This window comes from Methylobacterium longum, from assembly GCF_022179385.1.
GTDB lineage: Bacteria > Pseudomonadota > Alphaproteobacteria > Rhizobiales > Beijerinckiaceae > Methylobacterium > Methylobacterium longum.
Genome location: NZ_BPQS01000004.1, coordinates 131,252 through 143,963, shown reverse-complemented (window position 1 = coordinate 143,963; position 12,712 = coordinate 131,252). Strand labels below are relative to the sequence as shown.

8 protein-coding genes, 1 tRNA gene and 2 pseudogenes are annotated in these 12,712 nt (G+C 65.7%); 3 read left to right on the top strand and 8 right to left on the bottom strand.

Annotated features, from left to right (window positions below):
- Positions 1-127: 127 nt before the first annotated feature.
- Both MFF58_RS32535 and MFF58_RS05470 read left to right on the top strand, forming a co-directional pair.
- Positions 128-310 (top strand): annotated as a pseudogene (locus MFF58_RS32535) (HNH endonuclease); the annotation flags it as partial.
- A 57-nt stretch (positions 311-367) separates the two neighbouring features.
- Positions 368-3,670, top strand: a complete 3,303-nt coding sequence (locus tag MFF58_RS05470; RefSeq protein WP_238285864.1) for a type I restriction endonuclease subunit R — start codon at positions 368-370, stop codon at positions 3,668-3,670.
- A 1-nt stretch (position 3,671) separates the two neighbouring features.
- Here the strand turns inward: MFF58_RS05470 and MFF58_RS05465 are convergent, their stop codons facing one another.
- The 7 genes and pseudogenes from MFF58_RS05465 to tsaE all read right to left on the bottom strand — a co-directional run bounded on the left by MFF58_RS05465 (position 3,672) and on the right by tsaE (position 8,137).
- Positions 3,672-3,926, bottom strand: a complete 255-nt coding sequence (locus MFF58_RS05465) for a hypothetical protein (RefSeq protein ID WP_238286005.1) — start codon at positions 3,924-3,926, stop codon at positions 3,672-3,674.
- A gap of 20 nt (positions 3,927-3,946) precedes the next feature.
- Positions 3,947-4,600, bottom strand: a complete 654-nt coding sequence (locus MFF58_RS05460) for an IS630 family transposase (protein WP_238285995.1) — start codon at positions 4,598-4,600, stop codon at positions 3,947-3,949.
- Positions 4,540-4,698: pseudogene (locus MFF58_RS32215) on the bottom strand (winged helix-turn-helix domain-containing protein); the annotation flags it as partial. The pseudogene MFF58_RS32215 and the gene MFF58_RS05460, both read right to left, overlap by 61 nt.
- 145 nt (positions 4,699-4,843) lie before the next feature.
- Complete coding sequence (locus tag MFF58_RS05450) at positions 4,844-5,011, bottom strand: hypothetical protein (RefSeq protein WP_238285862.1); 168 nt, start codon at positions 5,009-5,011, stop codon at positions 4,844-4,846.
- A gap of 563 nt (positions 5,012-5,574) precedes the next feature.
- A tRNA-Arg gene (locus MFF58_RS05445) sits at positions 5,575-5,651 on the bottom strand.
- 139 nt (positions 5,652-5,790) lie between these two features.
- Positions 5,791-6,528 carry a nucleotidyltransferase family protein gene (locus tag MFF58_RS05440; protein WP_238285860.1) on the bottom strand — a complete coding sequence of 246 codons (738 nt, stop codon included), beginning with the start codon at positions 6,526-6,528 and terminating at the stop codon, positions 5,791-5,793.
- A 19-nt stretch (positions 6,529-6,547) separates the two neighbouring features.
- A complete protein-coding gene (gene tsaE / locus MFF58_RS05435) occupies positions 6,548-8,137 on the bottom strand; it encodes a tRNA (adenosine(37)-N6)-threonylcarbamoyltransferase complex ATPase subunit type 1 TsaE (RefSeq protein WP_238285858.1) in 1,590 nt (529 codons plus the stop codon).
- 243 nt (positions 8,138-8,380) lie between these two features.
- Between tsaE and cynS the strand changes: the two genes are divergently transcribed.
- Entirely contained in the window at positions 8,381-8,869 is a 489-nt protein-coding gene (gene cynS / locus MFF58_RS05430; protein ID WP_238285856.1) for a cyanase, read from the top strand.
- Between the two features lie 254 nt (positions 8,870-9,123).
- Here the strand turns inward: cynS and MFF58_RS05425 are convergent, their stop codons facing one another.
- The gene (locus tag MFF58_RS05425) at positions 9,124-12,393 is read right to left on the bottom strand and encodes an efflux RND transporter permease subunit (protein WP_238285855.1); all 3,270 of its coding nucleotides are present in this window, start codon (positions 12,391-12,393) and stop codon (positions 9,124-9,126) included.
- Positions 12,394-12,712 lie beyond the last annotated feature (319 nt).

The following is a 12,712-nucleotide window of genomic DNA, read 5'->3' as shown; positions in this document are numbered from 1 at the left end:
TGGCCTCGCCTCGTCCGGCGCAGGCTGCACCCGGCCTCGCTTGCGGCGATATAATATTAGTCGGCGCTCAATACTTCCTCCGGGTAGCCTTGATGGTGCTGTTCGCCACTTCCGGGAAGCAGATTTAATGCCGATTCGCCCGCCAATCTCAGCGCAGACACAACGCAATCTCCTAATTGAGTGCGGGCATCGGTGCTGTGCTTGCGGCGAAACGGTCTCGCTCGAGAAGGCGCATATTGTGCCTTGGTCGACCTCAAAGGATCATTCCTTCGCTAATCTAGTGGTGCTTTGTAGTGTTTGCCACAAGCTTTCGCATGATCAGAAGTGGGACACGAAGACACTTGAACTGTACAAGAAAAAGCCGTGGGTGGCTCGCTACAAGGGCATTCCGTCTGATTTAGGCCCAAAACAGCTCGTAATATTGAAACTCGATACGACGAAGGACGATTACGAGAAGGACAAAGAGCGCATCCTCGTCGCGATTGCCGCAGTCATCGACGCCTCGCCAAAGGACGTGCTTACCGTGTCCGTGAAGCAGGGTAGCATTCTTCTAACCGTTGCGGTTCCAGCTGACAAAGCTGGCCGGCTGCTGAATTCGGAGGAAGCTCAATCTAGGTTGCAGGCCCTGTTGGAGCCCATCAAGGTATCTGGAATCGAATCGGGCGCGGAAAGCGCGTCGTACCAAGTCGAACCTGCCCTTCGTATCGCCAGCTTCAATGAAGGGAACACCGTTGAAGCGCATCTGCGCGACATCCTGGCTGGTCCTTTGACCTCACGTCCTCGGGAGTTTTCGTCGGGCTTGGCCCGCGTTGGCACCGGATTAAGTGGCCTCGGATGGCATTACGTTGCCCCCGCCGACCTTCCCCGCCAACCGCAGGAAGTGCTGGTTGAGTCCCACCTGCGAGACGCCCTGATCCGCCTGAATCCGGACATCGCCTTAGCCCCCCGCCGGGCCGACGACGTACTCTACCGACTGCGCGCCATTGTCATGAGCGCTCGATCGGACGGACTGGTGAAGACGAATGAAGAATTCGCGGCATGGCTACTCGGCGAACGCTCGATGCCCTTTGGCGCGAATGGTGAACACGTCACCGTTCGCCTGATCGATTTTGAGGATATCGAGAAGAACAGCTTTGCCGTCACCCAGCAGTTCACCATCCGCGCCGGCAAAACCGAAAAGCGCGCCGATCTTGTTCTGCTTGTCAACGGCATTCCGCTGGTGCTGATCGAGGCAAAGACGCCGGTGCGCGCCAGCCAAAGCTGGCTCGACGCCGCCTTGCAAGTACATAACGACTATGAACGCAACGTGCCGGAGTTGTTCGTGCCCAACGTCTTTTCGGTGGCGACCGAGGGCAAGGAATTTCGCTATGGCTCGGCCCGGATGCCGGTCGATATGTGGGGGCCCTGGCGCGACGGCGACGGGCCGCAGACGATGGGGGCAGTGGAAAAGGCCGCGGCCTCGATGCTGCAACCGGCGATGGTGCTGGACATGCTCGACAGCTTCACAGCCTTCGCTACGCAGAAGGGCAAGCACCGCATCAAGATTATCGCCCGTTATCAGCAGGTGGACGGCGTCAACAAGATCGTCGCACGAGTGGTAGCGGGCCAGCCGCGAAAGGGGCTGATCTGGCATTTCCAGGGGTCGGGCAAATCGCTGCTGATGCTGTTCGCTGCGCGCAAGCTGCGGCTGCACCCGGTGCTGAAGAACCCCACGGTGCTGATCGTGGTGGACCGCATCGACCTAGACAGCCAGATCTCGGGCACCTTCTATGCTGCCGACATGCCTAACATGGTGCGCACCGAAAGCCGCAAGGAGTTGGCCGATCTTCTCGGCCAGGATGCGCGGAAGGTGGTGATTACCACGATCCAGAAGTTCGCCGAGGCCGACGGTGTGCTGAACAACCGCGACAACATCATCGTGCTGGTGGACGAGGCGCACCGCACGCAGGAAGGCGATCTGGGCCGCAAGATGCGCGAGGCGCTGCCGAACGCGTTCCTGTTTGGCCTGACCGGCACCCCGATCAACCGCACCGACAAGAACACGTTCTACGCTTTCGGCGCAGAAACGGACGAAGGCGGCTACCTGAGCCGCTATGGCTTGAATGACTCGATCCGCGACGGCGCTACGAAAGAGTTGCATTTCGAGCCACGGTTAGTGGACGTTCACATCGACCAGAAGGCTATCGAGGAAGCCTACTCCGAACTGACGCAGGGCCTGACCGACGAGGACCGGGATCGTTTGGGCAAGGCGGCGGCCAAGATGTCGATTCTTGTCAAAGCGCCGGAGCGCATCCGCGCGATTTGCGCTGACATCGCCAAGCACTTTCAGGAAAAGGTCGCACCGAACGGCTTCGGCGCGCAGGTGGTGACCTTCGACCGCGAAAGTTGTTTGCTCTACAAGCAGGAGCTTGACCGTCACTTGCCGCCCGAGGTTTCGGACGTGGTGATTTCGGTCAACAGCGGCGAGTCGGATTACGCTCCCTTCAAGCGTGACCGCAATGTCGAAGAGAAGCTGCTCGACCGATTCCGCGATCCAAAAGATCCGCTGAAGATCATCATCGTGACGTCCAAACTGCTAACTGGTTTTGACGCGCCAATCCTGCAGACAATGTATTTGGACAAGCCGTTGCGCGACCACACGCTGCTGCAGGCGATCTGCCGCACGAACCGCCCCTATGGCGAGCAGAAAACGCACGGCCTGATCGTCGATTACCTCGGCATCTTCGACGACGTCGCGCAAGCGTTAAGATTCGATGAGGAGGGCGTGCAGAGAGCGGTGTCGAACATCGCCGAGCTGGTCACCGCCCTGCCGACCGCCTTGCAGAAGTGCTTGGCCTATTTCGCGGGCGTCGACCGCGGCCTGACCGGTTACGAGGGTCTAATCGCCGCTCAGGAGTGCATACCGAACAACGACCTGCGCGACGCCTTTGCGGCCGACTTCAGCGTTCTGGCAAGGATCTGGGAGGCGCTATCGCCAGATCCAGTGCTGACGCCTTATGAAAGCGACTATCGATGGCTAACGCAGGTTTATGAGTCTCTGAAGCCTTCCAGCGGCACTGGGCGGCTGCTTTGGCATCGGCTAGGGGCAAAGACCATCCAGCTGATCCACGAGAACGTTCATGTGGATGCGGTGCGCGACGATCTCGACACCTTGGTTCTGGATGCCGAATTGCTCGAAGCCGTCCTCGGAAACACTGATCCGGAAAAGAAGGCCAAAGAAGTATCTGTCAAGCTGGCGGGTCGTCTACGGAAGCACGCCGGAGATCCAAAATTCAAGGCACTGGGGCAGCGCCTTGAGGATCTTAAAAATCGGCATCAGCAGGGTCTGCTGCTATCGATCGACTTCCTGAAAGAGCTTCTGGCGCTAGCAAAGGACGTGGTGAAGACCGAACGCGAGACACCAGAGGAAGATGAGATAGATCGTGGCAAGGCGGCGTTGACCGGGCTCTTCGAGGAAGCCCGGAACGGAGACACGCCCGTGATGGTGAAGCGGGTCGTAGACGATATCGACGAGATCGTGCGCGCAGTCCGCTTCGAAGGCTGGCAGGCCACGCATGCGGGTGAGCGTGAAGTCAAGAAGGTGCTTCGCCAGACGCTTTTCCGCTACAAGCTGCACCAGGATGCAGAGCTGTTCGAACGCTCATTTGAATACATAAAAGAGTACTATTAGTTTACAATTTATATTGATTGAGAGGGTTCAGAAATGGATTAATTTTATAGGCCTCTGGAGTTCTTCTCAGTTGATTTGCCCCTAGCTGACTCACGTCAGTCCGTCTTATCTTCGTTGCGGATTCTAACATGTACTGGAGCGCCGAGGCCTTCCAGCGGTCGATTCGCAATTTAGCTGCTGCTACTGGCCGCTGCAGCCGCAGCACCAGCTCGATCAGCTCTTCGCGGCTCAGCCGTTCCAGTTCGCTGCGGCCCATCTCATACCATTTCCGATTGATTAGTTCGGTGTGGATTTCTGAGGCCACCAGCGGAAGAGCGTGTTGTCTCGGAGGATGTCTGGTCGAGCTTCGAGGTCGCGGCAGCGCTGCTCGATGCGGTCCTGGATCTCGGCGATCCGGTCGAAGTGCCAGTTGACGATCGGCTCGTCGACGAGGCGCCAGAGATGCTCGGCGGGTTGGAGTTCAGGGGTGTAGGGCGGCAGGTGGATGAGCCTCAGGCCGTCGGGCACCCGCAGTCCCGGCTCGGTGTGCCAGCCGGCCCCGTCGAGCAGCAGGAGGATCGTGCGCTGTGGGCCTGCGCCGGCTTCCTGCGCGAACAGGGCGAGCAGGCGCTCGAACAGCGGCTTGGAGACGCCGTTGCCGACGTACCAGTGGCTCTCACCGGTGGCCGGCGCCACAAAAGCGGTGACGTAGAGCCACTCGTAGCGGTGATGGCCAAGCGCGGTGGGCCGCTGGCCACGCGGGGCCCAGACCCGGCGAGTCACGGGCTTCAGCCCGATCCGGTGCTCGTCCGTGCAGAAGAGCGTGACCGGGCGGCCGGGCTGGCGCGCCTCTTCCTCGGCGAGCGTGGCGGCGCGTTTGTTTTGAAGGCTTCCTGCGCGTCGGGGCCGGCCGCAGCCGGGTTCTCCGGGCGCGGCGCCTGGTTCGACCAGCCGAGCGCCTGCAGCGCGTCCCAGGCCCGCTGCGGGTAGACCGAGACGAGGCCGAGATCCTGCGCCATCCAGACCGCGATCTTGGTGGTGGTCCACACGCCCCCGTCGGGCGGTGGCGTCTCCAGCCGCCTGCGCAGGCGGCCCAGGAGTTCGGGCGTCAGCAGCCGCGCCCGCGCGCCGTTGCGGCGGCGGCGATCACCCAGCGCCTCGGGACCGAACTGGTTGTAGCGGCTCGCCAGTTGCTCAAGCCAGCGCGGCACGAAGCCGGTGACGGCCGCCGTCGCCGACACCGGCTGCCCCCTGGGCCAGAAGCCAGATCGCCTGGTAGTGCCGTGCCGCGCAGGCATCCGCGCTGGTGCGGGCACGCCGACCCAGTTCCTCGACGCTCAGATGATCGGCGATATGGGCCATGTCCGCCTCCGCGAGAAGGCACACACGCTAACCCCGCGCCGCGCCAGCGGTAATCCGCCCCGAGTCGATCAGCCGGAAACGGTATCACAAGGGAATCAGCGAAATCCGACCCGCGCAAGGGCATGGGTAATTACCCGACGTGAGCTGCATGCTCGGTCGGCAGGCAAAACGCGGCAGCTTGGCAACTCGCAAAATGGTTTAGGCGAGCAATCCGCATCCATCGCCACCAGCTTCGGCAGCTCGGATTCGATTGCGCCCTCCCGAGGGACTGCGATGCCGTGCGGTGTTACGTCAGGTGTTACGTTCGGGTCAGGCGAGAAAGCCCAAATAGGGCATTTCTGCATCTAAGCCCCTGATATTATTGGTGGGCGCACTAGGGTTCGAACCTAGGACCCGCTGATTAAGAGGCAGCTACTACCAGAACCGGCTTAAGCGATCGGGCCACGCCTTCGATGGCAGGCGCACGAATGATCAAGCTTGCATGTTGCAGCTACTATCACCCAATTTCCCTTATTTCCGACGAATGCCAAATAAGGAAGCGGCGGCTAAGTGTTTGAAGTTGTTGGCGCGCCCGAAAGGATTCGAACCTCTGACCCCCAGATTCGTAGTCTGGTGCTCTATCCAGCTGAGCTACGGGCGCCTGACACGGCGGCGAGCTCTTGGCTCGCCGGTGTCAGGGGCTTCTAGAGGCTCGGATCGGGCTTGGCAAGACACCTCACGACACGGAATCGGGCGAGACGTCGGTCCCGTGCGAGACGCCCGCCGCGACCAGGGGCGGGTCAGGAAATCCGGCTCGCCGTCACGCGCTCCTCCGCGGCCCGGATCGCCTCCGGCGTGCCGACATGGAGCCACTGGCCGTCGAGCGCCATACCGAACAGCCGCCCGGCCGCGATCGCCCGGTCGAACAGCAGGTTGAGCGAGAACGCCCCCTCCGGCACATCGGCGAAGAGGCCCGGGGTCAGGATCGCCACGCCGGCGTAGATGTAGGGAGCCGCCGCGCGCGTCCCACGGCGCTCCAGGCGGCCATCCGGGTCCATCACGAAATCGCCGGCGCCCTCGTAGCCGAGGCTGGACGCGGTGGGTGCCACCAGGAGCAGCCCGTCCATGCAGCGCCCGTCCCAAGTTTCCACCAGCCTGCGCAGATTGGAGACCGATCCCTCGAGCCAGAACGAATCCGAGTTCAGCACCACGAAGGGTTGATCGCCGAGCAGCGGCAGCGCCTTGCGGATGCCTCCGCCCGTCTCCAGCAGCGCAGCGCGCTCGTCGGAGACCTGGATGACCGGCCCCCCGGCCCGGCGGCCGAGGTGAGCCTCGATCTGGTCGGCGAGGTAGTGGACGTTGACCACCGCGCGGTCGATTCCGGCCTCGGCGACCCGGTCCAGGGCGTGGTCGAGGAGGGCCTTGCCGGCCACCGCCACCAGGGGCTTCGGCACCGTGGCGGTCACCGGTCGCATGCGCTTGCCCAGGCCGGCGGCCAGGACGAAGGCGCGGCTGACGGCGGGGCGGGGCTCGCTCATGCGGTGAAGGATCCGGTGGTCAGGGTTCGGGAGCGGGGGGGACGAGGCCCGGAAGGTGTTCCGCATGCCAAGCCCGCAGCCCGGCCAGCGCCGGATGGGCGAGGTTGCGGGCGAGGTAGCCCTCGATCCGCGGCAGGTGGGCGAGGTAGCCGGGCTTGCCGTCGCGCCGGTCAAGCCGGGCGAAGATGCCGAGGATCTTGGTGGCCCGCTGCGCGGCGAGCAGCGCGTAGGCGGTGGCGAAGGCGCTGACATCGAAGGCCGGGTCCTTCCCCCGGCGCTCGCGGGCGTAGAGGCCGAGCAGCCGCAGCTCGAACTCCGCGCTGGCGTCGACCCGCGCATCCTGCAGCAGCGAGGCCACGTCGTAGGCCGGATGGCCCATCACGGCGTCCTGGAAGTCGATCAGCCCGACCCGCTCCAGCCCATCCCGATCGGGCAGCCAAATCAGGTTCGGAGAATGATAGTCGCGCAGGGTCCAGGTGGGCCGGTCCGGAACCGCCCCCGCCAGGGCCTCGCGCCACAGGTCGACGAAGTCTGCGCGCGCCGCGTCGGACAGGGTGACGTTCCGGATCGCCGGGGCGTACCAGTCCGGCATCAGCTCCGTCTCGAACAGCAGCGCCTCCGTGTCGTAGGCCGGCAGCACGTGCTCGATCCCGTCCGCCACCGGTAGAACCGCCGGCAGCGGGGTGGCGTGGAGCTTGGCGAGCAGGCGCACGGCCTCGGCGTAGCGCTCGGGGCGCGGGGCGCCGGCCTCGATCACCGGCTCGCTGCCGAGATCCTCCAGGATCAGCAGGCCCTCGGCGAGGTCCTCGCCGTAGATCTTCGGCGCCGAGAAGCCCAGCGCCCGCAGGCCGCGGTCGAGGGCCACGAAGGCGTGGACGCTCTCGGCCAGATGGACGATCGCGCTGTAGGGCTTGCCGTCGCGCACCGGCGGTCCGTCCGGCCGGGGCGGTGCGATCATCAGCACCGCGCTGGTGCCGTCGGGCTTGGTCAGGCGCTCGTAGGCGCGCGAGGAGGCGTCGCCCTGCATCAGCACGCGCTCGGCGAGATCCCAGCCGCTGCGGTCGAGGAGCCGGCGCACCGCCCGGGCCCGGTCGAGGCGGGCGCGCATGCCTCCGGAGCCGTCGATCCGGGCGAACCGCGCCTCGGGGCCGAACTCGGCCCGCAGGGACAGGTCGACGGTGAGCACCGGGCCGGCGCGGGGCGGCATCCGATCAGGCCACTCGACGAGGGTGATGGCGTCCTCGGCCATCTCGTCGAAGCCGAGCTCCACCAGCTCGTCGGAGTCGCGCAGACGGTAGAGATCGGCGTGGATGATCCCGCGGCCATCGCGGGCCGTGTAGGGCTGAACCAGCGTGAAGGTCGGGCTGGGAACTTCCAGACGCGGGTCGCCGGCGAGTTCCCGGATCACCGCGCGGGCGAGCGTCGTCTTGCCGCCGCCCAAGCCGCCGGACAGCGCCACCACGTCCCCCGGGAGCAGGAGTTCGGAGAGGAACAGCCCGAGATCCTCGGTGGCGGTCTCCTCCGGCAGCACAAATTCCCACGGGGCCGGCGGCGCGGATGCGCCCGCCGTCCCATCGGCCGTCTGCCCGTCCCGATCGTCTCCGCCCAAAGCCCGCCTCCGAGACCAGAGGGCGCATGGTCCGGAAACACGCCACGGATGCAAGCGTTTCCGATCGCGGTTGTGCGCTTCCCGACCGCCCGGTGCATCGAAAGCACGCTCCCGGTCGACCGCCGACGTCGGCCGTTCCGGCCTCGCGCTTGGCATACGGCTTGCCCGCCCGGCCCGGGCACATCGCCGATCCGGGCTGAAACCGGGTCGGAACGAGCCGATCCATCGAACAGGGAGCAAACGATGAAACGCGAGGACCTCACCGAGAAGCTGCTCGACATCAAGCGCGAGAAGGGGTGGAGCTGGAAGCACATCCACGAGGCGATCGGTGGCCTGTCGCCGTTCCTGATCACGGCGGCCTGCATGGGCCAGATGAAGCTGCCGAAGGCGCAGGCCAAGCGGGCCGCCGAGCTGTTCGGCCTCACCGAGGCCGAGGAGCGGATGCTCAACGAGGCGCCCTATCGCGGCTCGATCCCGTCGATGCCGCCCACCGACCCGCTGATCTACCGGTTCTACGAGCTCGTGATGGTCTACGGCACGACCTTCAAGGAGCTGATCCAGGAGGAGTTCGGCGACGGCATCATGTCGGCGATCGACTTCAACATGGACATGGCCCGGGAGGCCAACAACAAGGGCGACCGGGTGCGGCTCACCATGTCGGGCAAGTTCCTGCCGTACAAGTACTACGGTAACGACGACGATACGCCGGAATACGGGTTCAAGGAGGGGTGACCGTCGAGGAGGTCCGGATAATCCGGAACGCGCCCTCGTCCCGGGTTGCCGGGCGATCCCCGATCGCCCGGCCTCGAAGGCGCCCTCCGGACGGCGCGCGATCCCTGGAGAGCTCCCGCGCGGGCTACGCTCCGCCCTGACACGTCAGGATGAGGGCGCGGGTGGCCCGGGCCGCCCGTCGCCCCCTCCCGGAGAAACGGCCGGAGAAGCAGCCTCGCCGAGCCGCACTCCACCCGCCGGGACCGGCTCCCGTTTCAGGCCGCCGGCTGCCCCTCCGGCTCCAGGTAATCCTGCACCGGCCGCGCCGGCCCGCCCCGCATCAGCACGTAGAGGAACGGCACCAGCAGCAGCGTCGCGGGCGTCGCGAAGGCGATGCCGCCCATCACGGCGCGGGCGAGCGCCGCGTTCTGCTCGCCGCCCTCGCCGGTGCCGAGCGCCATCGGGATCAGCCCCAGGAACATCGCCGAGGCGGTCATCAGCACCGGCCGCAGGCGGGTCTCGCCCGCGGTGATCGCCGCCTCCAGGGCGTTGCAGCCCGTCGCCTCCCGGTGCTCCTTGGCGAAGGTGACGAGCAGGATCGAGTTCGCCGACGCGATGCCCACCGACATGATCGCCCCGAAGATCGACGGGATCGAGAAGGTCGTGCCGGTGATGAACAGCGCGAAGGTGATGCCGCAGAACGCCATCGGCAGGGCCGCGATCACCACGAAGGGGTCGCCCCAGCTCTGGTAGTTCACCGCCATCAGCAGGTAGACGGCGATCAGCGCGATGCCGAGGCCGATCTCCAGGCGGAGGAAGGCCGAGCGCATGTTCTCGATCTGCCCGCGCACCGCGATCTTGTCGGGCGCCTGCAGGTTCTTCTGCTCCTCCTGCGCGATCGCGTCGATGTCGCGCGCCACCGAGCCGAGATCCCGGTCCTGGACCGAGGCGAAGATGTCGAAGGTCGGCTGGATGTTGACGTGGCTGATCATGGTCTGCGTCGGCACCCGGCGGATGTCGGCGAGGCTGGAGAGCAGCGTCAGCACGCCCGGACCGGAGCCGGAGGTCGCGGCCGCGCGCACGAACATCGGCGTGTTGCGCAGGTCGGTGAGCGAGCTGTTGCGGTATTCGGGCGTCTGCACCCAGAGCTGGTAGGGGATGCCGGTCTTCGGGTCCGGCCAGAAGTTCGGCGTCACCTGATAGCTGCCGGACAGCGAGATGTTCATGTTCTGCGCCACCTGCTGCTCGGTGAGCCCGAGTTCGGAGGCGAGGCGCCGGTCGACGTCGACGTAGAATTGCGGCTCGTTGACGATCTGCTGCAGGTGGACGTCGACGAGCCCCTTGGTGTGCTTCAGCCGCTGGACGATGCGCTGGGCGACCTCCAGGTCCTTCTCCTTGTTCCGGCCGGAGACCTGCACGTCGATCGGTGTGAGGACACCGAAGTTCAGGATCTGGGTGATCATGTCGGCGGGCTGGAAATAGGCGATCACGTCGGGGAAGCGCTTCAGCAGCACCGCGCGCAGGCGCTTCATGTAGCCCGCCACAGGGCCGTGCCCCTCCTTGAGGCTGATGAGCATCTGCCCGTCGTTGTAGGACACGAACGAGCCGTCCGAGAACGCGAAATTGTAGTTGTTCGACGGCAGGCCGATGTTCTGGAGGACCTGATCGACCTCGCCCGGGGGGATGACCTCACGGACGGTGTCCTCGACCTCGGCGAAGACCTGCCGGGCGGTCTCGATGCGCATGCCCGTGCGCGTGCGCAGATGCAGGGTCATCTGGCTCGCCTCGATCTGCGGGAAGTAGTCCTGGCCGACGAAGGCGAACTGCACGCCGGTCATGGCCAGCACGCCGACGACGATCCCGAGGGTGACGATCCGATGGCGCAGCACCGCGTGCAGCAGGCCGACATAGCCCCGGTGGAACCGCGCGAAGCCCCGCTCGAAGCCGGCGTGGATCCGGCCGGCGAGCCGCATCAGGGGGGCGCCGACGAGACCGAGCGCCCGGGCGATCCGGCCCCGCCGGGGTGCCTCATGCTGCGCCCGGTCCTTGGCGTGCTTCTGCCGGTATTCCGGCGCGACGATCACGTCGATCAGCAGCGGCACCAGGGTCCGCGACAGCAGGTAGGAGGTCAGCATCGCGAACACGACCGCGAGCGCCTGCGGGGTGAACAGGTATTTCGGCGTGTCGGTGAGCGCGAACACCGCCGTGAAGGCCGCGCAGATCGCCAGCGTCGAGATCAGCGCCGGCTTGGCGATCCCGGCGGCGCCGTGAACCACGCTCTCGCGGAATTCCTCGCCCTCCTCGAACAGCCGGTAGGTGTTCTCGATCGCCACCGTGGCGTCGTCCACCAGGATGCCCACCGCCAGGGCGAGGCCGCCGAGCGTCATGACGTTGATGGTCTCGCCCAGCGCCGCCAGCACGGCGAGCGAGGTCATCACGCAGAGCGGGATCGAGATCAGCACGATGATCGTCGAGCGCCAGGAGCCGAGGAACAGCAGGATCGCCAGTCCCGTCAGCGCCGCCGCGGTGAGGGCCTCGTGCAGCACGCCCTCGATGGCGTTCGACACGAAGACCGACTGATCGAACAGCGGCTTGATCGACAGGCCTTCGGGTGCGGCCGCGCGGATCGTCGGCATCGCCGCCTTGACGTTGTTGACGACGTTGAGCGTCGAGGCGTTGCCGTTCTTGATGATCTGCATCAGCACGGCCTGCTGGCCGTCGGCGCTGACGACGTTGACCTGCGGCGGACCGCCGTCGCGGACGTAGGCGACGTCGCGCATCAGGACCGGTTGCCCGGCCACGACCTTGATCGGCGCGAGATTCAGGGTCTCGATCGAGGGCGGCGTGGCGTTGAGCTGGACGGGGTATTGCTGCTCGCCGATCTTGGTCAGGCCGGACGGCACCGTCAGGTTCTGGGCCGTCATGGCGTTGGTGACGTCCAGCGGCGTCAGGCCGAGCGCCTGCAGGGCGTTGAGGTCGAGATCGACCATGATCTGCCGGGGTGCGCCGCCGAAGGGCGACGGCAGGGTCGAGCCCGGCACCTGTGCGAGGGTCTGGCGGATCCGATACTGGGCGTAGTCGTAGACCTCGTTGAGGCTCTGCTTGGCCGAGGTCAGGGCAAGCTGGATCACCGGCACCGAGGAGGCGGAGTAGCGCACGATCACCGGCGGCTGCGTGCCGGTGGGCATCACGGCGCGGATCGAGTTGGTCGAGGAGACGACCTGGGCGATGGCCAGATCCAGGCTGACCGACGGGTCGAAGTAGACCCGCTGCACCGCCGTTCCCTGGAGCGTCGTCGACTCCATGCGGCGGATATTGTTGACGTTGTTGGAGATCCCGTATTCGGCGTAGGTTGTGATGCGCTGTTCCATCTCCGGCGCGGACAGGCCGGTATAGGTCCAGACCACCACGACGACCGGGATGTCGACGACCGGCAGCACGTCCTTGGGCATCACGACGATCGCGCCGACGCCGCCGAGCATCATCAGCACGGCGAGCACGTAGGTCGTGATCCGGAACTTGAGGGCGTAGAGGACGAGGCCCATGCGGTCTCCGCCGGCCGGCGGCGGGCCGGCAACTCCGCGTTGCATACCGGCGCACCGGATACCCGGACTGTTTCGCTATCACGTCCGGATCGGCAAGGGAGCAGGCAAGGGTCGGGCCGCGTCGCCGCAGGGCGGGCCCCCTTGGCGCCCGGGATGGATCGCCCGCACCCTCACGGGGAGGTGCCCGCCGGAGCGGGCCTCGAGGACGGACTCCAGGGTTCAACCGGCCGGCTGGCGGGCTCGTTCGAGCCTCCGCGCTCCGGCACCTCAGGATGAGCGTGCGCCTCGGACAAGATCGGCGCGGGGAGGCCTCGCCCGC

Excerpts from the sequence above, each read along its gene's own strand:
- MFF58_RS05465 (WP_238286005.1), bottom strand. The coding sequence starts at position 3,926 with ATGGGCCGCAGCGAACTGGAACGGCTGAGCCGCGAAGAGCTGATCGAG.
- MFF58_RS05450 (WP_238285862.1), bottom strand. The coding sequence starts at position 5,011 with ATGGCCCATATCGCCGATCATCTGAGCGTCGAGGAACTGGGTCGGCGT.
- MFF58_RS05440 (WP_238285860.1), bottom strand. The coding sequence starts at position 6,528 with ATGAGCGAGCCCCGCCCCGCCGTCAGCCGCGCCTTCGTCCTGGCCGCC.
- cynS (WP_238285856.1), top strand. The coding sequence starts at position 8,381 with ATGAAACGCGAGGACCTCACCGAGAAGCTGCTCGACATCAAGCGCGAG.
- MFF58_RS05425 (WP_238285855.1), bottom strand. The coding sequence starts at position 12,393 with ATGGGCCTCGTCCTCTACGCCCTCAAGTTCCGGATCACGACCTACGTG.